Below are 20118 nucleotides of genomic sequence, written 5' to 3'. Positions count from 1 at the left end.
TCCGTCCGGCTCATGGATGCGCCGCTGCCCGCCGTCAGCCGGCGTAGGTGAGCAGCAGATCCTTGGCATCGATCTGGGCGCCGGCGGTGACATGGACGGCCTCGATCACGCCGTCGCGCTCGGCATGGATCGCGGTTTCCATCTTCATCGCTTCGATCGACAGGAGCACATCGCCGGCCTGCACCGACTGGCCGGCCGCCACCGCCAGCGTCGACACCACGCCGGGCATCGGTGCGCCGACATGGTTGGCATTGGCCGGATCGGCCTTCGGCTTCACGCCTCCATCTGCCGCACCATGGGCCCGGTCCGGCACCTTTACCCGGCGCGGCTGACCGTTCAGCTCGAAAAACACCGTGCGCATACCCTTCTCGTCGGTCTCGCCGAAGCCCAGACAGCGGATGACCAGCGTCTTGCCGCGCTCGATCTCGACCAGCACTTCGTCGTCCTGGGCGATGCCGTAGAAATAATTCGGCGTCGGCAGCATCGAGACCGGGCCGTATTTCTCCGTGGCCAGGGCGTAGTCGGTGAAGACCTTCGGATACATCAGATAAGAGGCGAATTCGGCGTCGCTGACCTTGCGCTCGATCTTGGCCTCGATGGTCTCGCGTTCCTTGGCAAGATCGGCGTCGGGAATTAGCGAACCGGGCCTGACGGTGATCGGCTGCTTGTCCTTCAAGACCTTCTTCTGGATGTCCTTCGGCCAGCCGGCCGGCGGCTGGCCGAGATCGCCATGCATCATGGCGACGACGGAATCGGGGAAGGCGAGATCCTTGTTCGAATCCATCACGTCGGTCACCGAAAGATCCTGCGACACCATCATCAGCGCCATGTCGCCGACGACCTTGGAGGAGGGCGTCACCTTGACGATGTCGCCGAACATCTTGTTGACGTCGGCATAGGTCTGGGCGACCTGATGCCAGCGGGTTTCCAGGCCGAGCGAGCGGGCTTGTTCCTTCAGATTGGTGAACTGGCCGCCGGGCATTTCGTGCAGATAGACCTCCGAGGCCGGCCCCTTCAGGTCGCTTTCGAAGGCGGCGTACTGGTTGCGCACCGCTTCCCAGTAGAAGGAAATCCGCCGGATCGCCTCGGAGGACAAGCCCGGATCGCGCTCGGAGCCTTTCAGCGCTTCGACGATCGAGCCGAGGCAGGGCTGTGAGGTGTTGCCGGAAAAGGCGTCCATCGCCGCATCCACCGCATCGACGCCGGCCTCGACGGCGGCGAGCACCGTCGACGCGGAAATGCCGGAGGTGTCGTGGGTGTGGAAGTGGATCGGCAGGCCGACCTCTTCCTTCAGCGCCTTGAACAGCACCCGCGCGGCCGCCGGCTTGAGCAGCCCGGCCATGTCCTTGACGCCGAGGATGTGGGCGCCGGCGGCCTCCATCTCCTTGGCGAGGCTCACATAGTATTTGAGGTCGTATTTCGAGCGTTCGGGATCGAACAGATCACCGGTGTAGCAGATCGCGCCCTCGCAGAGCTTGCCGGCCTCCTGCACCGCGTCCATTGAGACGCGCATGTTCTCGACCCAGTTCAGGCAGTCGAAGACGCGGAAGAGATCGACACCGCCCTTCGCCGCCTCGGCGACGAAATGCTTGACGATATTGTCGGGATAATTGGTGTAGCCGACGCCGTTGGAGCCGCGCAGCAGCATTTGCAGAAGGATGTTCGGCGCCTTCTCGCGGATCAGCGCCAGCCGCTCCCACGGATCCTCGGTCAAGAAGCGCATGGCGACGTCGAAGGTCGCGCCGCCCCAGCATTCGAGCGAGAGGAGTTGCGGCAGGCCGCGGGCATAAGCCTCGGCAATGGCGACGATGTCGTGGGTGCGGGCTCTGGTCGCCAAGAGCGACTGGTGGCCGTCGCGCATCGTCGTGTCGGTGATCATCACCTCGGGCTTGTCGCGCAGCCACTCGGCGAAGCCTTGCGGGCCGAGTTCATCGAGCTTCTGGCGCGAGCCGTCGGCAATCGGCTTGTCGAACAGCGGTGGCGACGGTGGCGCGTGATCTTCGGAGGGCAGCGGCCGGTTCTTGGTCTCCGGATGGCCGTTGACCGAGACGTCGGCGAGGTAGGTCAACAGCTTGGTTGCGCGGTCGCGGCGCTTGACCTGCTGGAACAGCTCCTTGGTCTCGTCGATGAATTTGGTCGTGTAGCGATTGGTGCGGAATTTCTCGTGGCTGATGATCGCCTCGAGAAAGGTCAGGTTGGTGGCGACACCGCGGATGCGGAATTCGCGCAGCGCCCGGTCCATGCGGGCGATCGCCTCTTCGGCGGTCGGCGCCCAGGCAGTGACCTTTTCGAGCAGCGGATCGTAGTAGCGGGTGATCACCGCGCCGGAATAGGCGGTGCCGCCATCGAGCCGGATGCCGAAGCCGGTGGCGCCGCGATAGGCGGTGATGCGGCCGTAATCGGGGATGAAGTTGTGCTCGGGGTCTTCCGTGGTGATGCGGCACTGCAGGGCATGACCGTTGAGGCGGATGTCCTCCTGGCGCGGCACGCCCGATTCCGGGGTGCCGATGGCGTAGCCGTCGAGGATGTGGATCTGCGCCTTGACGATGTCGATGCCGGTCACCTCCTCGGTGACGGTGTGCTCGACCTGGATGCGCGGATTGACCTCGATGAAATAGAAGGCGCCGGTGTCGGCATCCATCAAAAATTCCACCGTGCCGGCGCCGACATAGTTCGTCGCCTCGGCGATCTTGCGGGCGTAGCCGGCGAGTTCGCGCCGCCGCTCGTGATCGAGATAGGGGGCCGGCGCCCGCTCGACGACCTTCTGATTGCGGCGCTGGATCGAGCAGTCGCGCTCGAACAGGTCGACGACGGTGCCGTGGGTGTCGCCGAGGATCTGCACCTCGACATGGCGGGCGCGCTCGACCAGCTTTTCCAGATAGACCTCGTCCTTGCCGAAGGCGGCTTTGGCCTCGCGCTTGGCCTCGGTCACCTCGCGCTCGAGATCGGCCTCGGCGCGGATCACCCGCATGCCGCGGCCGCCGCCGCCCCAAGATGCCTTCAGCATGACCGGATAGCCGACCTCGGCCGCCATCTCGCGGACCTTGGCCATGTCGTCGGGCAGCGGCTCGGTGGCCGGGACCACCGGAACGCCGACCTCGACGGCGAGATTGCGCGCGGCGACCTTGTTGCCGAGGCGGCGCATGGTGTCGCCCGACGGGCCGATGAAGGTGATGCCGGCCGCGTGGCAGGCGTCGACGAATTCCGGGCTTTCCGACAACAGGCCGTAGCCGGGATGGATCGCATCGGCGCCGGAGAGCTTGGCGACGCGCAGCACCTCGTCGATCGACAGGTAGCTCTCAATCGGGCCAAGATCCTTGTCGAGATGGGCGCCGCGGCCGACCTGATAGCTTTCGTCCGCCTTGAAGCGGTGCAGGGCGAGCTTGTCCTCCTCGGCCCAGATCGCCACCGTTTTGAGGCCGAGTTCGTTGGCGGCGCGAAACACGCGGATCGCGATTTCGGAACGGTTGGCGACAAGAATTTTGCGGATGGCCACGGAATACTCCCAAGCGTCTTTCGAAGCGGAAATGGCCTCCCGCCTCGATGTTTTCGTTGCAAAGCATGATGCGGGCGGGAACCAGTCCGACTCTCCCCCATGATGCCCGGCCGCCGACGTCTCCGGTCGGCTCTGCCAGGCCGTAAGTCTGTGGCGCAACGATGAATTTCGCAAGTGCGAAACGTGACCGCTTTATCACCACGTGAGATCGAGCGCGTCGCCGGTGCATACTCTGGCATCTCGCGCTTTGTCACGTCTCGTGGCGCGCCGTCAGTGGCGGATCGGCGCGGAAGGATCAGATCGGGATCGGTGCGGCAGCTTGCATCGAACTCGATTGCCGCCATTTTCCGGTCTTGTGCGACGGTGTCAGGCGAGATGTCACGCAGAGTGGGCGGCTTTTTGCTGCAGGGCGCGGTGACGTCGTCCCGTCGAGCGGCACCCGTCAGCGGTTGCGCAGCAGTGGCGTCTTCTCAGGCCAGGTGGTCTTTTCCTTCTCACGGACAAAGGTAAAGAGGCCCGACACACCGACCAGCACCATGCCGATCATGGCGATTGTATCGGGAAATTCCCCGAAGAAGGTGGCCCCGATGATCGTCGCCCAGACGATCTGGCTGTATTGCGTCGGCGCAACGCGGGCGGCAGGCGCAAGGCGGGTCGCCATGACGATGAGGAAATGGGCGACGCCGACGACGAGGCCACCGAACAGGATCAGCGGCCACAATTCGTGGGATGGGGTCTTGAATTGCGGGATCATCAAGGCGCCGTTGACGACGACGGCGGCGACGAGCACCGCGCCGATCAGCGTCACGCGGCGCTCCGACGGGCCGAGAACGCGCAGGACGATGACGGTGATCGCGCCGCAGATCGCGACGCCGATCGCCGCGAAATGGCCGGGCAGAACTTCGCGAAAGCCGGGCCGGACGACGAGAAGCACACCGGCGAGACCGCCGAACACCGCCAGCCAGCGCCGCCAGCCGATCTCCTCCTTCAGAACCAGCCAGGAGAACACCGTCACGAAAATCGGCAGCAGAAAGATCAGCGCATAGGCTTCGGCGAGCGGCAGCGAGGTGAAGGCGATGACGCCGAGAATGCCGCCGATGGTGCCGCTTGCCATGCCGATCAGGAGGAGACCCGGCCGCTTCGGCACTAAGACGTTCGACCAGGTGTCTTCCGGGCGTTTGGTGAAGAGCGCCGGCAGCAGAGCGAACAGCGAGATGAAGAAGCCTACTTCGAAGATCGGCAGACGGTCGCCAATGGCTTTCAACGTCGCGTCGCCGCAGGAGAACGCAAGATAGGACGCGAAGGCGAGCAGAATGCCGGCTTGCATAAAAGCACTTTCGAATCGGAGATGGCCTGGCAAAGGCGGATAAGGCCGCAGGGCCTTTGGTGGCAAGCGATTGCCGAGCACAGGTGAGAGAAAATGACGCAGCCTTGTAACCTTACCCGCAGTCTCGGCATCGAATGCGCCAAACACGAAAAAGGGCAGCGAGGGGGAAGCTGCCCTTTTTCGTCTGCTTTTGCGATCGAGGGGGGATGATCGCTTGGGGGTATTCAAGTAATGCAGGCGATGGAAAGCGGTTCCGACTTTTTTGAAAAAAAGTCGGTCAGCCGAATCGGCCGCAGACGTAATCGCGCGTGCGCTCTTTGTGCGGACGTTCGAAAATTTGCTTGGTGTCGCCGTATTCGACCAACTCGCCGAGATACATGAAAGCGGTGCGGGCGCTGATGCGCTGGGCCTGTTGCATGTTGTGGGTGACGATGACGATGGTGAAATCCTTGCGCAGCTCCATGATCGTCTCCTCGACCCGCTTGGTCGAAATTGGATCGAGCGCCGAGGCTGGCTCGTCGAACAGGATCACATCGGGCTCGGTGGCGATGGTGCGGGCGATGCACAGGCGTTGCTGCTGGCCGCCCGAGAGCGACAGGCCGGACGCCGTCAGCTTGTCCTTCACTTCGTCCCACAGCGCGGCCTTCTGCAGCGAGGCGGTCACCCGGTTGTCGATATCCGCCTTGCTCATATTGGTGTTGAGCCGCAGCGCGAAGGCGACGTTGTCGTAGATCGACATGGGAAACGGCGTCGGCTTCTGGAACACCATGCCGACCTTGGTGCGCAGACGATTGAGGTCGGTCTTCGGGTCGAGAATGTTGGTGCCGTCGATCGTCACCGATCCTGTCGCCGCATGGCCCGGATAAAGATCGTAGATGCGGTTGAGGACGCGCAGCAAGGTGGACTTGCCGCAGCCCGACGGGCCGATGATCGCCGTCACCTGCTTTTCCGGAAAGTCCAGCGAGACGTTCTTCAGCGCCTGGTGCTTGCCATAGTGAAAATTCAGGCCGCGAATTTCGATGCGGGGCGTCGCCGTCTCCATGATCGGCTCGTCGGCGAAATCGGCTGCGGCGCGGGCGCTCAAGGCTTCGATCTTCGCCCGGGTGGCGTCGGTGGTAAGAAGGTCGGTCATGACTTCACTCGCTTGGTGGTCAGGAGGCGCGCGGCGATGGACAGGGCGAGCACGGCGACGGTGATGAGAAGCGCGCCGGACCAGGCGAGCGCCTGCCAGTTGTCGTAGGGCGACAGGGCGAATTGGAAGATGGTGATCGGCAGCGAGGCCATTGGCGCGTTGAGATCGAGGCTGAAGAAGTTGTTCGACAGCGCGGTGAAGAGCAGCGGCGCGGTCTCGCCGGAGATCCGCGCAAGGGCGAGCAGAATGCCGGTGATGATGCCGGCGCGGGCGGAAGTATAGATCACCTTGCGGATCACCATCCAGCGCGTCACGCCGACCGCAAGCCCGGCCTCGCGCAGCGTGTCCGGCACCAACCGCAACACGTCCTCGGTGGTGCGCACGACGATCGGCACGACCAGGATCGCAAGGGCGACGGTTCCGGCGAGCGCCGAGAAGTGGCCTTGGGTGACCACCATCAGCTGGTAGACGAACAGGCCGACGATGATCGAGGGCGCCGACAGGAGGATGTCGTTGACGAAGCGGATGATCGTCGACAGCTTCGAGAACCGGCCATATTCGGCGAGATAGGTGCCGGCAAGAACGCCGATCGGAATGCCGATCAGCATCGCGATCACGGTCATGATCAGCGAGCCGACAATGGCGTTGCGCAGTCCGCCGAGATCGTTTGGCCCCGGCGTATCCTGCAGGAAGACGGCGAGATCGAGCGACGACGCGCCTTTGGTCACGAGATGCAGCAGGATCACCGCGAGCATCGCCATGCCGAGAGCCGCGGAGGCTGTGGCCAGCCCCATCATGATCGTGTTTGTGAGCTTGCGCCGGGCGAGTTTGGTGCTCATCGCGTCATTCTCCCGCGCGGCGTTTGATCCGCTGCAGCATGAGCTGCGCCGCGGCAAGGACCAGGAAGGTGATGACGAAGAGAACGAGGCCGAGGGCGATCAGCGACGAGGTGTAGAGATTGGTGGTCGCCTCGGTGAACTCGTTGGCTATGGCCGCCGAAATGGTGGTTCCCGGCTGCAGGATCGAGGTTGCGATGCGCGGGGCGTTGCCGATCACGAAGGTGACGGCCATGGTTTCGCCGAGCGCCCGGCCAAGCGCCAGCATGGTGCCGCCGACGAGCGCCGAGCGCACATGCGGGATGACGATCGAGCGGTTCACCTCCCAGCGTGTCATGCCCATGCCATAGGCGGCTTCGCGCAGCATGTCGGGGACGGTGAGAAAGACCTCGCGGGCGATCGAGGCGATGAAGGGCAGGACCATGATGGCGAGGATCAGCCCGGCGGTCAGCATGCCGATGCCGTAGGGCGGGCCTGCGAAGAAGTCGCCGATGCCCGGCACGGTGCCGAGGGTGTCGATGAGGAAGGGCTGTACCGTCGTCTGCATGAACGGGGCGAACACGAACAGCCCCCAGATGCCATAGATGATCGAGGGAACGCCGGCGAGGAGTTCGATGGCGATGCCGATCGGTCGGCGCAGCGGTCGCGGGCAGGTTTCGGTCAGGAAGATCGCGATGCCAAGCCCGACCGGCACGGCGATGATCATGGCGATGATCGAGGTGACGATCGTGCCGTAGAGGGGCGCCAGGGCGCCGAATTTTTCGGTGACCGGGTTCCAGGCTTGGATGACGAAGAAGCCGAGACCATAGCGGTGCAAGGCCGGCCAGGCACCAAGGAAGAGTGAGACGAAGACGCCGAGCAAGGTGGCAAGGACGATCAGCGCTGCGGCCAAGGTCAAGCCGCGGAAAATGGTTTCGCCGCTGGCCGGCTTGCGACCAGCCGGGTTTGGAAATGTCTGATGGACGGCAATACTCATCAAGGCTCCAAAACGAGCGCGAAAGCCAATAAGAGGTGAGGGCCTGAACAGGCCCTCACCAAAACGCGATAGCGCGTAAGATTACATGCTGGCTTTCCAGACGGACTTGCCATCCTCGCCCTTGATCTCCGACCACTCCTTCTTGACGTCCTTGACGACGGAGCTCGGCATCGGGATGTAGTCGAGCTTGGCGGCCATCTTGTCGCCATGGGCATAGGCCCAGTTGAAGAACTTCAGGACCTGAGCGGAGGCCTTGCCGTCCTTGGCGTCGGAGTGCATCAGGATGAAGGTCGCAGCGGTCATCGGCCAGCTCTTGTCGCCCGGCTGGTCGGCCAGGATGACGCCGAAGCCCGGCTGGCTCTTCCAGTCGGCGTTCTTGGCGGCGGCAGCGAAGGCGGCAGCCTTCGGAGCAACGCGCTTGCCGGCCTTGTTGACCATGTCGGTGTAGGTCATCTTGTTCTGCAGCGCGTAGGCGTATTCGACGTAACCGATCGAGTTCTGGGTCTGGCCGACATTCGCCGCAACGCCCTGGTTGCCCTTGGCGCCGACGCCGACCGGCCACTGTACCGAGGTGTTGACGCCGATGTTGCTCTTCCAGTCCGCGTCAACGGCGGCGAGATAATAGGTGAAGTTAAAGGTCGTGCCCGAGCCGTCCGAACGGTGGACGACGGCGATGGCGGCATCCGGCAGCTTGACCTTCGGGTTGAGCTTCTTGATCGCCGCGTCGTTCCACTTGGTGATCTTACCCATGTAGATTTCGGCGAGTGTCGTGCCGTCGATGACCAGTTCGCCCGGCTTGATGCCCTTGATGTTCACGACCGGGACGATGCCGCCCATGACGGTCGGGAACTGGACCAGCGTGTTCTTCGTCAACTCGTCACCACCGAGCGGCTTGTCCGAAGCGCCGAAGGTCACGGTGCGAGCTTCGATCTGCTTGATACCGCCGCCGGAACCGATCGCCTGGTAGTTCAGGCCCGTGCCGGTCTTTTCCTTGTAGGCCTTCGCCCACTGCGAATAGACCGGGTAGGGGAAGGTGGCGCCAGCGCCGGACAGGTCGGCGGCCTGCGCCGCAGAGGCGAAGCCGAGCACGGCGGCGAGAACGGCGCCGAGGGCCGTCTTCCTGAAGTGGTAGGACATGCATGGTCTCCTTAACCAAGGGAGGTTGAACCCCAGCCCTTGCGGCGCGGGGCTTTGTAAGTGCAGACAGCGACGCTCAATCAGGATCGGAGCGGGCCGGGCACAGGGGTATCCGTAGGCCGGCGCAACAGTCGTCGAGCGCCGGCGGACCGGAATGTCTGAGAATTGAGGGTGGGATGCGCGACTGCTGCTTCCGGCCGCATCGCGATCGCAATGACGCGGGATGCAGAAAGCGAGGGGGGAGTCCATCCGAAAAGCCGGCCCGAATTTCTGAAAGAAGGGTCGGAAGGTAGACCTCACCGGAGAGAGCCTCGCAGCCGCTGACACCAAGGGAAACGGTCACCTGGCCGGTCGGACTTGCGCCCGACGCGTCATTTGACCGCATGGTGCGGTTCCTGTGAGGGTTTTTTGTAAAAGTCTTATGACAATGGCGGACTATGGACGAAAGTTAATCTTCGTGTCCTCATGCCGCACGGCGAAGACCAGCCCGTGGCGATTTTGTTGGTGACGCGACCGTTTCGGGGAAATCCGCGCAGCAAAGTCATCGATCCGAAGGGGGCAATGCGGCGATCTTATGGGCAAACTTACAGTATCGGCCCGAAAATCGGCGTCGATTTTCGGCACAGCACTATGCGTCAATTCAAAGAGTGAGCGCATCTTTTCTGCGTCCGATCGGACGCGGGCGATCTAAGACGGTCCGGGCGGTTGTTCATTCACGCGACCTCCCAAATTCCACCGACCGCCATGCGATGCGCTGAGCCGCCTAAGCCATTGATCTGAAAATCAAAACCAATTTTTGGGCCGGCGTGTTAGCGGAATGCCTGGGTCGGGCTGCCATCATGGGTGGCGATGGTGTCGCCGCCGTCGATTTCCAGCAGCTTGACGTCGTATCCCCAGAGATTGGCGAGATGCTGCAGCACCTTGGCAGTGTCCTTGCCGTCCAGCTTGATGCCGTCGACAACGTTGTGATGCAGGATCAGCTTGCGGTCACCGGCCAGATCGACATCGGCGACCTGGATGTCGGGGTCCTGCCGACCGACGTCGAACTGGCGCGACAGCGACTGGCGCACGGCCCGATAGCCGTTTTCATCGTGGATCGAGGCGACGACGATATCGTCGTCATCGGCATCGTCGACCAGCCGGAACAGCCGCTGCTTGCGAATCACGGCCGGGCTGAGGAATTGCAGGATGAAGCTCTCGTCGCGATAGTTCGCCCAGGCGTCGCGCAGCACACCATAGGCATCGCCGCAGCCGGCGATGTCGGGAAAGAAGGCCCGATCCTCGGCGGTCGGCGTCGTTGCGATGCGCTCGATATCCTCCATCATCGCAAAGCCGAGGGCGTAGGGATTGATACCGGAATAGCGCGGATCATCGTATTCCGGCTGGAAGACCACGCTGGTGTGGGAGTGGAGGAATTCCAGATAGGAGCCGTCGGTGATCTGGCCGCTTTCGTGCAACCGGGTCATGATCCGGTAATGGCTGAAGGTGGCACAGCCCTCGTTCATCACCTTGGTCTGGCGTTGCGGATAGAAATACTGGGCGATCTGGCGCACGATGCGAATCAGTTCGCGCTGCCAGGGAGCAAGGCGTGGGGCGTTCTTTTCCAGGAAATAGAGGAGGTTTTCCTCGGGTAGCCCGAGCAACTGGCGGCGACGCTCGGCATCGAGGTCGCGTTTCGGCCCGTCGGCGGTTTTCGGCAGGGTCCGCCAGAGGTCGGAGAAATGCTGCTCGGCAAAGGCGCGCCGCTCGTCCTGGCGCCGCTGTTCGGATTTGAGATCGAGCGGGTGCTTGCCGGGATAGCGGTGGATGCCGTGGCTCATCAGCGCGTGGGCCGCATCCAGAACCTTTTCGACATTGTCCTGACCATAGCGGTCCTCGCAGGCTGCGACATAGGTCTTGGCGAAGGCCAGATAGTCGAGAATGCTGCTGGCGTCGGTCCATTGCTGGAAGCAATAGTTGTTCTTGAAAAAATGGTTGTGGCCGAAGGCGGCGTGCGCCAGCACCAGCGTCTGCATCGTCGCCGAGTTCTCCTCCATAATGTAGACGATGCACGGCGAGGAGTTGATGACGATTTCGTAGGCGAGCCCCTGCCAGCCTTTGCGGTAGAGCGTCTCGTTCCGCACGAAATGCTTGCCGAAGGACCAGTGCTTGTAAAACAGCGGCATGCCGGTCGAGGCATAGGCGTCGAGCATTTGCTCGGAGGTGATCACCTCGATCTGGTTGGGATAGATGTCGAGGCCGAGTTCGCCGTCGGCAATCTGTTCGATCGCCCCATAGACCCGAGATAACAGGTTGAAATCCCAATCCCGCTCGGTGAAGAGCGGGGTGCCGGTTTTGCTTTCGAGCGTTGTCGCAACCTGTTGCATCAGCGCATCTCCGCGGGCTCGTCGCGGCGTTCGAAGAGTTCGCGGAACACCGGATAGATGTCGCGCCGGTCGTTGACCTTGCGCATGGCCATCGGAAGATTGGGCCTCAGCAGTTCTTGATAGGCCCGCCACAGCGTCGTCTCCTGACGGGCAAAGACGCCGTCGTCGCGCTCGAAGTCGGCGCGGCCGACTTGCAGATAGGCATAGTGCTGCGTCATCGGCAGAATCAACTCGCGCAGCATCGCCACCGAGCGGGCATTGTCGGACGACAGATTGTCACCGTCCGAAGCTTGGGCGGCGTAAATATTCCATTGGTCGGCCGGGAACCGCTCTTTGGCGATCCGCGCCATCTCGGTCAGTGCCGAAGAGATCACCGTGCCGCCGGATTCACGCGAATAAAAGAAAGTCTCCTCGTCAACCTCTTTCGCCTCGTGGGTATGGCGGATGAAGATGATCTCGACCTGCCGGTAGCGCCGGGTGAGGAAGAGATAAAGCAGCGAGAAGAAGCGCTTGGCGAGGTCCTTCATATGCTCGTCCATGGAGGCGGAGACGTCCATCAGGCAGAACATCGCGGCCCGGGCGATCGGCTCCGGGGTCACCTCGATGCGGCGATAGCGCAGATCGACCGGGTCGATGAAGGGGATCACCCGGGCACGCCGTTCCTGGCGCTCGATTTCCACCTTGAGGGCGAGGATGCGGTCGGTCTCGCCCATCTCTCCTTCCAGCTCGGCGAGTTGGTTGCGCAGGGCCTCGAGTTCACGCGGATTGGGACGGCGCAGGGCGATGCGGCGCGACAGGCTGCGGCGCATGGTGCGCCCGACCGACAGCGAGGACGGCGGGCCGGAGGTCTGGAAACCCGCCGGATGACGCTTTTCCACCGCATCGCCGAGCACCTGACGTTTCGCCAGATTGGGCAGTTCAAGATCTTCCAGGAAGAGCTCGAGGAATTCGTCGCGTGACAGGACGAAACGGAAACCGTCCTCGCCCTCGCCATCGGCACTGCCTTCCGACCCGGAGCCGCCGCCCTGCTTCGGCCGCTCAATGCGATCACCGGAGACGAATTTCTTGTTGCCAGGCAGGACGTAGTCGCGCACGCCGCCGCCCTGGCCGGAATGAAAGCTCGGCTCGTGGACACCGTCGGCTGGGATCGTGACCGCCCCGCCGTCGTCCACCTCGCGGATTTTGCGGGCACCGGAGGCCTCCTGGACGGCCTTTTTGACCAAGGCCCGCGCCCGTCTCATGAAGCGCTGGCGGTTCGCGAGGCTTTTGCCTCCGGGGTCTGGGCGACGGTCGATGATGTGCATAGCCGATCCAGTGGAAACCAGAGTGCGCTCAGCTTGCCTGCCTGACACGCATATACCATTCCACGAGCCGTCGCACCTGCCGCGGCGTAAAACCACGCTCGACCATGCGGTCGACGAACTCGTTGTGCTTCTTCTCCGTCTCCGAATCCTTCTTCGATCCAAACGAGATGACAGGGAGGAGATCCTCGACTTGGCTGAACATCCGCTTCTCGACGACGTCGCGGATCTTCTCGTAGCTCGTCCAGGACGGGTTCTGCCCGGCATTGGCGGCGCGTGAGCGCAGCGAGAACTTGACCACCTCGTTGCGGAAGTCCTTGGGATTGGCGATACCCGCAGGCTTCTCGATCTTGGTCAGCTCCTGATTTAACAGGTCGCGATCGAGCAATTGCCCGGTGTCGGGGTCCTTGTAGTCCTGATCCTCGATCCAGGCGTCGGCATAGGCGACATAGCGATCGAACAGGTTCTGGCCGTAGTCGTGATAAGATTCCAGATAGGCCTTCTGGATCTCGTTGCCGATGAACTCGGCATAACGCGGAGCCAGCTCCGCCTTGATGAATTCCAGATAGTCGCTCTCGACGTCGTCGGGAAACTGCTCGCGCCGCACCGCCTGTTCAAGCACATACATCAGATGCACCGGGTCGGCGGCGACCTCCTGGGTGTCGTGGTTGAAGGTCGCTGACAGCGCCTTGAAGGCAAAGCGCGTCGAGATGCCGTTCATGCCTTCGTCGACGCCGGCGGCGTCGCGATATTCCTGCATCGTGCGGGCCTTCGGGTCGACCTCGCGCAGGCTCTCGCCATTGTAGACGCGCATCTTGGCATAGAGCGAGGAGTTCTCGTGCGCCTTCAGCCGCGACAGGACGGCAAAGCGCGCCAGCATCTCCAGCGTGTCGGGGGCGCAGGGCGCCTCGGCGAGTTCAGAGCCCTGGACGAGCTTCTCGTAGATCTTGGTTTCCTCGTCGACCCGCAGGCAGTAGGGCACCTTGATCACGTAGATGCGGTCGATGAAGGCCTCGTTGTTCTTGTTGTTCTTAAAGGTCTTCCACTCCGATTCGTTGGAGTGGGCCATGATCATCCCGGTAAACGGGATCGCACCGATGTTCTCCGACCCGACATAGGAGCCCTCCTGGGTCGCCGTCAGCAGCGGATGCAGCATCTTGATCGGTGCCTTGAACATCTCGACGAATTCAAGCACGCCCTGATTGGCGCGGTTGAGGCCGCCGGAATAGGAGTAAGCGTCGGGGTCGTTCTGGGCGTACATCTCCAGCCGGCGGATATCGACCTTGCCGACGAGGGAGGAGATGTCCTGGTTGTTCTCGTCGCCGGGCTCGGTCTTGGAGACGCCGATCTGCTTCAGCCGCGAAGGCATCAGCCGCGCCACCTTGAATTTCGAGATGTCGCCGCCGAATTCGTCGAGGCGTTTGACGCACCAGGGGCTCATCAGGCCGGACAGCCGCCGGCGCGGGATCTTGTATTCGGTCTCCAGCGTCTCGCCCATGATTTCGGGATCGAACAGCACCAGCGGGCTTTCGAACACCGGGCTTAGCTCGTCGCCGGCTTTCAGCACGTAGATCGGCTGATCCTCGATCAGGGATTTGATGCGCTCGGCGAGCGAGGATTTGCCGCCGCCGACCGGGCCGAGTAAGTAAATGATTTGTTTGCGTTCTTCCAAGCCCTGTGCGGCTTGGCGCAAGAAAGCGACGATCCGCTCGACGGTCTCTTCCATGCCGTAGAAATCGGCAAACGGGCGATAGGTGCGGATCGTGCGGTTCTGGAAGATCCGGCCGAGCCGCGAATCCTGCGAGGTATCCACCATCTCCGGCTCACCGATTGCCGCGAGCAGCCGTTCGTGCGGCCCGGCATAAAGGATCGGATCCTTTCGGCAGCCTTCAAGAAACTGCGACAGCGACATCACGGTTTCCCGTCGCTGCTCGTAGGTCCTGGCGTACTGGTCGAACAATGCGGTCATCCCCACCTCCATTCGCCATGGCACCCGTCGGGCTTTGCCCAAAGGTTGTGCCGATCAGTCCCGTCGACATCCTATGCTACATGCCAAGTATCTGAAAACAGTTATTAAATTTATTTGATCAGGGCTTTTCCCTCTTGCGCATCGGTTGCGATTGCTAGACTATTCGCCTCAGCCGATTCCCGCCTGTGGCAGAATGCGTCGATATCGCATTGCAAAACAGTTTCACCGTCAAACCTGCGCGAATCAAGAGCGGTTGCTGTCACATCCCGTGCCTCAAAGACTTGCGCTGTGATCGCGCCGCGTCGGTGGCGCCAACCGATTCGGGTAACGCGCGGGCCGCGGCCTCTTCCCGCCAGCATCATCATCGCCTCGGTGCCGGCCCGTCGCGGCCACCTTTGAACTGCGTCGATGGTCTCACATGAGCTTCGAAACGCAAGGCGGCAAGGGTGCGGCGTATCCGCTTCACAGTCTTGTCAGAAGCAGGGCTCGCAGTGCGACACCCCCTTTTGGCTGCGCGGCATTTCGCGCCGGACCGTCGTCCCGAGATTGTGACTTCAACTGTCTTTGGAACGGTTCCTCTCGTCTGATTTCCCTAGCGTCGCACCGGTGGCTGGTGTGAGGCTATCCTGCGATTTCTCAGGAAAGACGTCTTCGACGAAGGCGGGAGCCAGCCGCGTGGCCGGGCCATGGCGCATTTTGTCGAAAGCGGCGTTCATCGACCGGCGGCCGATTGAGTTCGAGGATGCAAAGGCCGGCGGATCGGGCCTCGGCGACGAAGCCGGCGGTCGGATAGGTCGCGCCGGAGGTGGCGAACGAAACGAAGAGGTCGGCGTCTGTCGGACCGTGTACAACACACGCTATGTCATAGGCCATTGTCTTCCGGCGTCGGGGGATCTGCCCGCTGCGCTGTCGACGATATCCAGCCCTTGTCGCGAACCGTCTCGACACCGGATTTGGTCGAGACGCCGGCGCCGGTCAGGGCGAAGATCGCCGGGAGGGTGGGGCTCATGCGCTCAGAAGGGCGTCGGTCGTCGTCCGGGTGACCCCCGCATCCGCCATCGCCTGCCAAGCGGCATCGAGCGAGCCGTTGAGATCGATCGCCCGGCAGGCGTCCTCGATCACCACGACCTCGAAGCCGGCCTTGCGTCCATCCATCGCTGTCCAGCCGACGCAATAGTCGGTGGCCAGGCCGCAGACGAAGAGGCGGGTGACGCCGCGCTCTTTCAGATATCCGGCAAGGCCCGTATGGGTGGTCGTGTCGGCTTCGAGAAAGGCCGAATAGCTGTCGACCTCGGGATGGAAGCCTTTGCGCACGATCATCTGGGCGTTCGGTATGTAAAGATCCGGATGCAGCGCGGCGCCCGGCGTTCCCATGATGCAGTGGTCCGGCCACAAGATCTGGGTGCCATAGGCCAGCTCGACCGTTTCGAAGGGCTGCTTGCCATGGCTTGAGGCGAAGGAGACGTGAGCGGGCGTATGCCAGTCCTGGGTGACGGCAAGCACCGGAAAGGCCGGCGCCAGCCGGTTGATCAGCGGCACCACGGCGTCGCCGTCTGGAACCGCCAAGGGGCCGCCCTGACAGAAGTCGGTCTGCACATCGACGATGACCAGGGCGTCGCCGGCGCCGCTCACGGGCTCAATCATGATCTGCAGACTGCCATAAAGGCGCGCTGCAGAAAAGCGATTGTGCCGATGTAAAGGCGGCGGCGCAAACCCGGCTGGCACCCTCATCCGGGGTAACCCGTCGACCGCGCGAAAAAAGATCAGTTGGCCAGCGCGGCCCGCAGATCCGGCGCTTTCTCAAGGATGACCCGATCGCCGGCGCGCCGAAACGTCATTTCCTTTGCGTCATGGCTGTTCACCGCTGGAACGGAAAGAGTCACCGACTGGCCGTCGGCCAGCGTCGAGATGAAGCGCACCGGCTCGCCGTTGTTGGTGGCGGCGAGCGTTGCCACCAACCGCAGGCCTTGGGACTCGACGGTATAATAGGCGGCGCCGGAGACGGCGCCGAGATTGATGCTATGGCCGGCACCGGGGGTGAAGTCCTCGGCCTGGGCGGCGGTTGCGAACAGGCCGAAAACGGCGGCTGCGATGATCGTCTTCTGCATGGTTGACCCTCGTTGCTGTGATGAATTGCGATAAACATCATTTATAATGCTATGCTGCGTCGCACAATGGCATGGCTGGCATGATATTTTGCAAGAACGGCGCTGTTCTATTGCATGATTGGCGAAGTCTATCGCGGATACTTCCGTTACAAAAATTGACGGCCCCCATAAAGATTTCTTGGGGGCTTGCAGGCGATGTCACGCGGCCGTGGGCCTGGCGGGAAATTGACATTCGCGCTCGCAGCACCAGCCTTGTGCCTGACGGTGGATCAATCGGTTCGCCTGATCGTTGGTCTTGCGCCCGTTTCGCCATGGAGCGAATGAAGCCGGACGGTCTTGGTCAGGGCGAACGGTGCAGAAAGAGGAAACCATCTCCCATGAGGGGACGTGCAGCATTTCGGCAAATGCAGCGTTTGAGTTGTGTGGCGCTCGCGCTGTTGATGCTTGGCGGTGCGGGCTTCGCGCAGGACGCGGCAAATGCGCCGGCGACAAGCGCCGGCGGCGCGGCGCAGGCTGCCGCCGGTGAGCGCGACGCTGCGGTCCTCGACGCTCTGTCCGACGATCCGATTGCCTCCGATCCTAAGACCGCGCCGGTGGAGGTATCGCTCGGGGATTGGACGGTGAAGACCGCGATCGCCGCCAAGCTGTCACGCAAGGTCTCGCAGATTCCGTTGACCGTGAAGGTGCCGCCGAAAATCGCCAGTGAGGTCTGCCCGCAAGATTCCGGCGATCTCGAACAGCAGGTGATCGTCAGCCCGACCCGGACCTGCGCCGCCAAGAAGGCGACGCCGGCGCTGGAAGACGAGGTGCGCAAGGCAATCGCCAAGAAAGAGAGTCTTGAATGACGTCTCAAGGTTACGCTGATGTCGCTCGTCACACCTTCGCCGTATTCTGCGCGGCGAGGTTCCGCTGTCGGCTCGGACGGCCGGGACGGTGTGCCGCCGCGATGGTCGCCGCTGGACCGATCGAAATTCGGCCCCTGACAACGCAAATGGCCCGAACCGCGATCGGTCTTGCCTCCTAGAATCGGGGCGTGATGGATTGCTTGGCGACGGGCGCTGACTGATGGACGTGATCATGACGCGTGTGATGGCTCTTGTCGCCATGGTATTCATTTTGGCGGGGAGCCTTTCGGCCTGTGTCACCGGCGGCGGCATGGACGACGTCATGGACCCGAATGCCGTATCGGACGATGCCCACTGCCAGAGCCTTTTGATCAGGCCCGGCGAACTCGTCTACGCCCAGTGCCGGCTCGCCCTGCGCAAGACCTATCTCAACGACTATGCCGCGCGCAAAGCTGCGATCGCTGAACGTTTCGGGCCGGTGACGCAAAGCTTCGACGGAGCGCTGCGGGCGGACGCCTTCTGCAATTACGATGAAAGCGTCAAGCAGGTGCGGGACGGACTTGCCGACGACGTTGTCGCGCAGAACGCCTATCAGCGCTGCGATACGACCCGCAATGAGCTGGCCGAGAAGTTCGCCGCCGCGACCGGCAAGCCCGGCGAGACGCTGATCGAGCTGGAGCGCGATATGATCCTCGAGCAGAACCGGGCTGCGGTGCGCGAGGCGCGGGCGGTGATCGACGGACCGCCGGGATCGGCCGTGACCACTGAGGCGGCGGTCGCTGAACGGGGCGCGGGCGCGATCGCGCAGCCAATTCCGCCATCCGCGATCACACGCTGACGGGCAACGTCAGCAGCAGCTGTGCCGGAGAGGCACGGAGTCTCCTTGACGCCGCGTTGCGGCCTCGCGGCAAGGCCCGGGGGTGCGGCCCGGCGATTCGCTCGATGAGCTTTTAGGCTGTTATTACGGGTGAGCGCAGTGCTGGCGGGTGGTGCGATTGCCGATAGGCGGCGCGACGATCTTTCGCTGACGTTTCATCGCCGGATTTCCGCAAAAATTGCGGCGCGAATACAACGCTGTGGTGATTGTGCCGCAGCGCGAGGCGCAAGCCGCAAATGCCTATATCGCGAAGGTTCCATGACTTTGGAAAACAATCCCGAAACAAAATGTTAACGGCATCTGGGTAGCTTTAAGACGTTCCAGCCGTACTGTGGCATTTGCGCACTTGCCGGTAGCATGTTTTAGCAACAGGTTCCGAACGCACCGGCCGCAAACGCGTCGGGAATTTAAACTGCGGCATTAACCGTCAGGCACTGATAGGTAGTTACTATGAAGAAAGTCATCATCGCATCGGTCGCGTGCTTCGCTCTCGCAACCTTCGCTGGCTGCATGGGCAAGGGCATCGGCAAGGGCAAGGGCAAGGCTCCTGTCGCTCAGCCGGCCTACTCTGAGCCGGCCTACGTCACCAAGGGCTAATCCCCCGTGGTTGCCGGGGAAGGTCGTTCGCGACCTTCCCCAATCGCATTTGGAATGGCGGCAATTTGCCGCTTGATCTTGTCGGTCCCGGAACCGACACGTTTGCAGCGCATTTCTCGTATCCCGACGTCTCGGTCGGATTTCAGGCTACGGCAAAGAGAATGTCGCTACGTGCTCCCCCGCCGGGGCATTCACGGCGTGACGTGACGGACACGCGACGCATCTTGGAACGGGATGCGCCTTGGCTGTTGCCCGAAAGATGAACGCTGACCGGGCTTTTGTTTCGTTTTCGAGAAAGGCGGCTCAATGCTTCCCTCTTTCCTTCGGCTCGCGGCTGCAGGCTTTTTGACCCTCGCCGTTGCCGGATGTACCTCCACGGCCTCCACCAACACCCATGTCATGGCCGGCGCTCCGGTCACCGAGACCGGCGGTGCGATGCAGACGGCCTTTGCGCCGACCGGGGAGGCGGCCGATCAGTCGCATCTCGCCAAACCTTACTTCATCTCCTTCCGCGCCCGGAATGCTGAGAGCTACGGCCACACCTTCGTGGTCTTCGGCCGGCTCGATCAGAACGGCCGTGTGCCCTATGACGCCAAAGGCGTGCTGATCCCTAGCATGACCGAAGTCGCTGGCCTGCACCCGGCCTCGACCAGCGTCATTCCCTATATGCTTGGCCACGTCATCCCGGTCCCCTCCGAGACTGGCGCCAGCGACGGCGACACGGAGAAAGCCTATCTGTTGGCCGAATGGACGATCCCGCTGACCGCCGCCCAGTACAACGAGCTGGTGCCTTACATTCACAAGCTCCAGGCCCGCAGCCCGGTCTGGAACGCGGTGACCTATAACTGCAGCGCCTTCGTCGGCACGATTGCCCGCCATATGGGCTTCGAGACCCCGAGCCCGTTGCATTTGCCGAAAGACTACATCAACGATCTGCGGAAGATGAACACCTGAAGCCAGCCGCTCGTCGCGATCTGAAAATTTGCCTGACCTTGGCCGCCGGATCTGCCCGATCCAGCGGCCTTTTTTCGGTGAGCAAGGCGGGGATCGGACGCGGGGCGCTTGTAACCCTTTGAATCGACGCATCGTGCTTTGCCGAAAATCGATTCCGATTGTCGGGCCGATGCTCTAAACGTGGCTTGAGCCGTCAG

The 20118-nt window shown here is 62.5% G+C and carries 16 protein-coding genes; 4 read left to right on the top strand and 12 right to left on the bottom strand.

Going from position 1 to position 20118, the window contains the following annotated elements; all coding sequences use genetic code 11:
* Positions 1 to 34 precede the first annotated feature (34 nt).
* The 12 genes from pyc to J1C48_RS00940 form a co-directional block, all read right to left on the bottom strand.
* Positions 35 to 3496 (bottom strand): pyruvate carboxylase, encoded by a 3462-nt coding sequence (gene pyc / locus J1C48_RS00995; RefSeq protein ID WP_207255786.1) that lies wholly within the window; start codon positions 3494 to 3496, stop codon positions 35 to 37.
* 442 nt (positions 3497 to 3938) lie between these two features.
* Positions 3939 to 4823: a DMT family transporter gene (locus tag J1C48_RS00990; protein ID WP_207255784.1), complete on the bottom strand. Its 885-nt coding sequence runs from the start codon at positions 4821 to 4823 to the stop codon at positions 3939 to 3941.
* Positions 4824 to 5100: 277 nt separating this feature from the next.
* Positions 5101 to 5955: a phosphate ABC transporter ATP-binding protein PstB gene (gene pstB / locus J1C48_RS00985; RefSeq protein WP_207255782.1), complete on the bottom strand. Its 855-nt coding sequence runs from the start codon at positions 5953 to 5955 to the stop codon at positions 5101 to 5103.
* Complete coding sequence (gene pstA, locus J1C48_RS00980; protein WP_207255781.1) at positions 5952 to 6794, bottom strand: phosphate ABC transporter permease PstA; 843 nt, start codon at positions 6792 to 6794, stop codon at positions 5952 to 5954. The genes pstB and pstA overlap by 4 nt, the downstream gene beginning before the upstream one ends.
* 4 nt (positions 6795 to 6798) lie before the next feature.
* Positions 6799 to 7767 carry a phosphate ABC transporter permease subunit PstC gene (pstC, locus tag J1C48_RS00975; RefSeq protein WP_207255779.1) on the bottom strand — a complete coding sequence of 323 codons (969 nt, stop codon included), beginning with the start codon at positions 7765 to 7767 and terminating at the stop codon, positions 6799 to 6801.
* Between the two features lie 81 nt (positions 7768 to 7848).
* A complete protein-coding gene (pstS, locus tag J1C48_RS00970; protein WP_207255778.1) occupies positions 7849 to 8904 on the bottom strand; it encodes a phosphate ABC transporter substrate-binding protein PstS in 1056 nt (351 codons plus the stop codon).
* A gap of 809 nt (positions 8905 to 9713) precedes the next feature.
* Complete coding sequence (locus J1C48_RS00965; RefSeq protein ID WP_207255777.1) at positions 9714 to 11270, bottom strand: SpoVR family protein; 1557 nt, start codon at positions 11268 to 11270, stop codon at positions 9714 to 9716.
* Positions 11270 to 12574 carry a YeaH/YhbH family protein gene (locus J1C48_RS00960; RefSeq protein WP_207255775.1) on the bottom strand — a complete coding sequence of 435 codons (1305 nt, stop codon included), beginning with the start codon at positions 12572 to 12574 and terminating at the stop codon, positions 11270 to 11272. Before J1C48_RS00960 ends, J1C48_RS00965 begins: the two co-directional genes overlap by 1 nt.
* 28 nt (positions 12575 to 12602) lie before the next feature.
* Positions 12603 to 14540: a PrkA family serine protein kinase gene (locus tag J1C48_RS00955; protein WP_425523466.1), complete on the bottom strand. Its 1938-nt coding sequence runs from the start codon at positions 14538 to 14540 to the stop codon at positions 12603 to 12605.
* 862 nt (positions 14541 to 15402) lie between these two features.
* Positions 15403 to 15549, bottom strand: coding sequence for a hypothetical protein (locus tag J1C48_RS00950; protein WP_207255770.1), 147 nt, complete (start codon positions 15547 to 15549; stop codon positions 15403 to 15405).
* Entirely contained in the window at positions 15546 to 16184 is a 639-nt protein-coding gene (pncA, locus tag J1C48_RS00945) for a bifunctional nicotinamidase/pyrazinamidase (protein WP_207255769.1), read from the bottom strand. The genes J1C48_RS00950 and pncA overlap by 4 nt, the downstream gene beginning before the upstream one ends.
* Before the next feature lie 119 nt (positions 16185 to 16303).
* The gene (locus tag J1C48_RS00940) at positions 16304 to 16648 is read right to left on the bottom strand and encodes a hypothetical protein (protein WP_207255767.1); all 345 of its coding nucleotides are present in this window, start codon (positions 16646 to 16648) and stop codon (positions 16304 to 16306) included.
* 377 nt (positions 16649 to 17025) lie between these two features.
* Here J1C48_RS00940 and J1C48_RS00935 point away from each other — a divergent pair, with 377 nt between their 5' ends.
* The 4 genes from J1C48_RS00935 to J1C48_RS00920 all read left to right on the top strand — a co-directional run bounded on the left by J1C48_RS00935 (position 17026) and on the right by J1C48_RS00920 (position 19921).
* Positions 17026 to 17493, top strand: coding sequence for a hypothetical protein (locus J1C48_RS00935; RefSeq protein ID WP_207255766.1), 468 nt, complete (start codon positions 17026 to 17028; stop codon positions 17491 to 17493).
* Positions 17494 to 17725: 232 nt separating this feature from the next.
* Positions 17726 to 18331 carry a hypothetical protein gene (locus J1C48_RS00930; protein WP_207255765.1) on the top strand — a complete coding sequence of 202 codons (606 nt, stop codon included), beginning with the start codon at positions 17726 to 17728 and terminating at the stop codon, positions 18329 to 18331.
* A 489-nt stretch (positions 18332 to 18820) separates the two neighbouring features.
* A complete protein-coding gene (locus J1C48_RS00925) occupies positions 18821 to 18967 on the top strand; it encodes an ABC transporter (protein ID WP_207255764.1) in 147 nt (48 codons plus the stop codon).
* A 306-nt stretch (positions 18968 to 19273) separates the two neighbouring features.
* Positions 19274 to 19921, top strand: coding sequence for a hypothetical protein (locus J1C48_RS00920; RefSeq protein WP_207255763.1), 648 nt, complete (start codon positions 19274 to 19276; stop codon positions 19919 to 19921).
* Positions 19922 to 20118 lie beyond the last annotated feature (197 nt).

The organism is Jiella flava (assembly GCF_017349315.1).
GTDB classification, from domain to species: domain Bacteria; phylum Pseudomonadota; class Alphaproteobacteria; order Rhizobiales; family Rhizobiaceae; genus Jiella; species Jiella flava.
This window is presented reverse-complemented; position numbering and strand designations above follow the sequence as displayed.

Coding starts and splice junctions, on each gene's coding strand:
- J1C48_RS00990 (WP_207255784.1), bottom strand. CDS start 4,823: ATGCAAGCCGGCATTCTGCTCGCCTTCGCGTCCTATCTTGCGTTCTCC.
- pstB (WP_207255782.1), bottom strand. CDS start 5,955: ATGACCGACCTTCTTACCACCGACGCCACCCGGGCGAAGATCGAAGCC.
- pstA (WP_207255781.1), bottom strand. CDS start 6,794: ATGAGCACCAAACTCGCCCGGCGCAAGCTCACAAACACGATCATGATG.
- pstC (WP_207255779.1), bottom strand. CDS start 7,767: ATGAGTATTGCCGTCCATCAGACATTTCCAAACCCGGCTGGTCGCAAG.
- pstS (WP_207255778.1), bottom strand. CDS start 8,904: ATGTCCTACCACTTCAGGAAGACGGCCCTCGGCGCCGTTCTCGCCGCC.
- J1C48_RS00965 (WP_207255777.1), bottom strand. CDS start 11,270: ATGCAACAGGTTGCGACAACGCTCGAAAGCAAAACCGGCACCCCGCTC.
- J1C48_RS00960 (WP_207255775.1), bottom strand. CDS start 12,574: ATGCACATCATCGACCGTCGCCCAGACCCCGGAGGCAAAAGCCTCGCG.
- J1C48_RS00955 (WP_425523466.1), bottom strand. CDS start 14,540: ATGACCGCATTGTTCGACCAGTACGCCAGGACCTACGAGCAGCGACGG.
- J1C48_RS00950 (WP_207255770.1), bottom strand. CDS start 15,549: ATGAGCCCCACCCTCCCGGCGATCTTCGCCCTGACCGGCGCCGGCGTC.
- pncA (WP_207255769.1), bottom strand. CDS start 16,184: ATGATTGAGCCCGTGAGCGGCGCCGGCGACGCCCTGGTCATCGTCGAT.
- J1C48_RS00940 (WP_207255767.1), bottom strand. CDS start 16,648: ATGCAGAAGACGATCATCGCAGCCGCCGTTTTCGGCCTGTTCGCAACC.
- J1C48_RS00935 (WP_207255766.1), top strand. CDS start 17,026: ATGAGGGGACGTGCAGCATTTCGGCAAATGCAGCGTTTGAGTTGTGTG.
- J1C48_RS00930 (WP_207255765.1), top strand. CDS start 17,726: ATGACGCGTGTGATGGCTCTTGTCGCCATGGTATTCATTTTGGCGGGG.
- J1C48_RS00925 (WP_207255764.1), top strand. CDS start 18,821: ATGAAGAAAGTCATCATCGCATCGGTCGCGTGCTTCGCTCTCGCAACC.
- J1C48_RS00920 (WP_207255763.1), top strand. CDS start 19,274: ATGCTTCCCTCTTTCCTTCGGCTCGCGGCTGCAGGCTTTTTGACCCTC.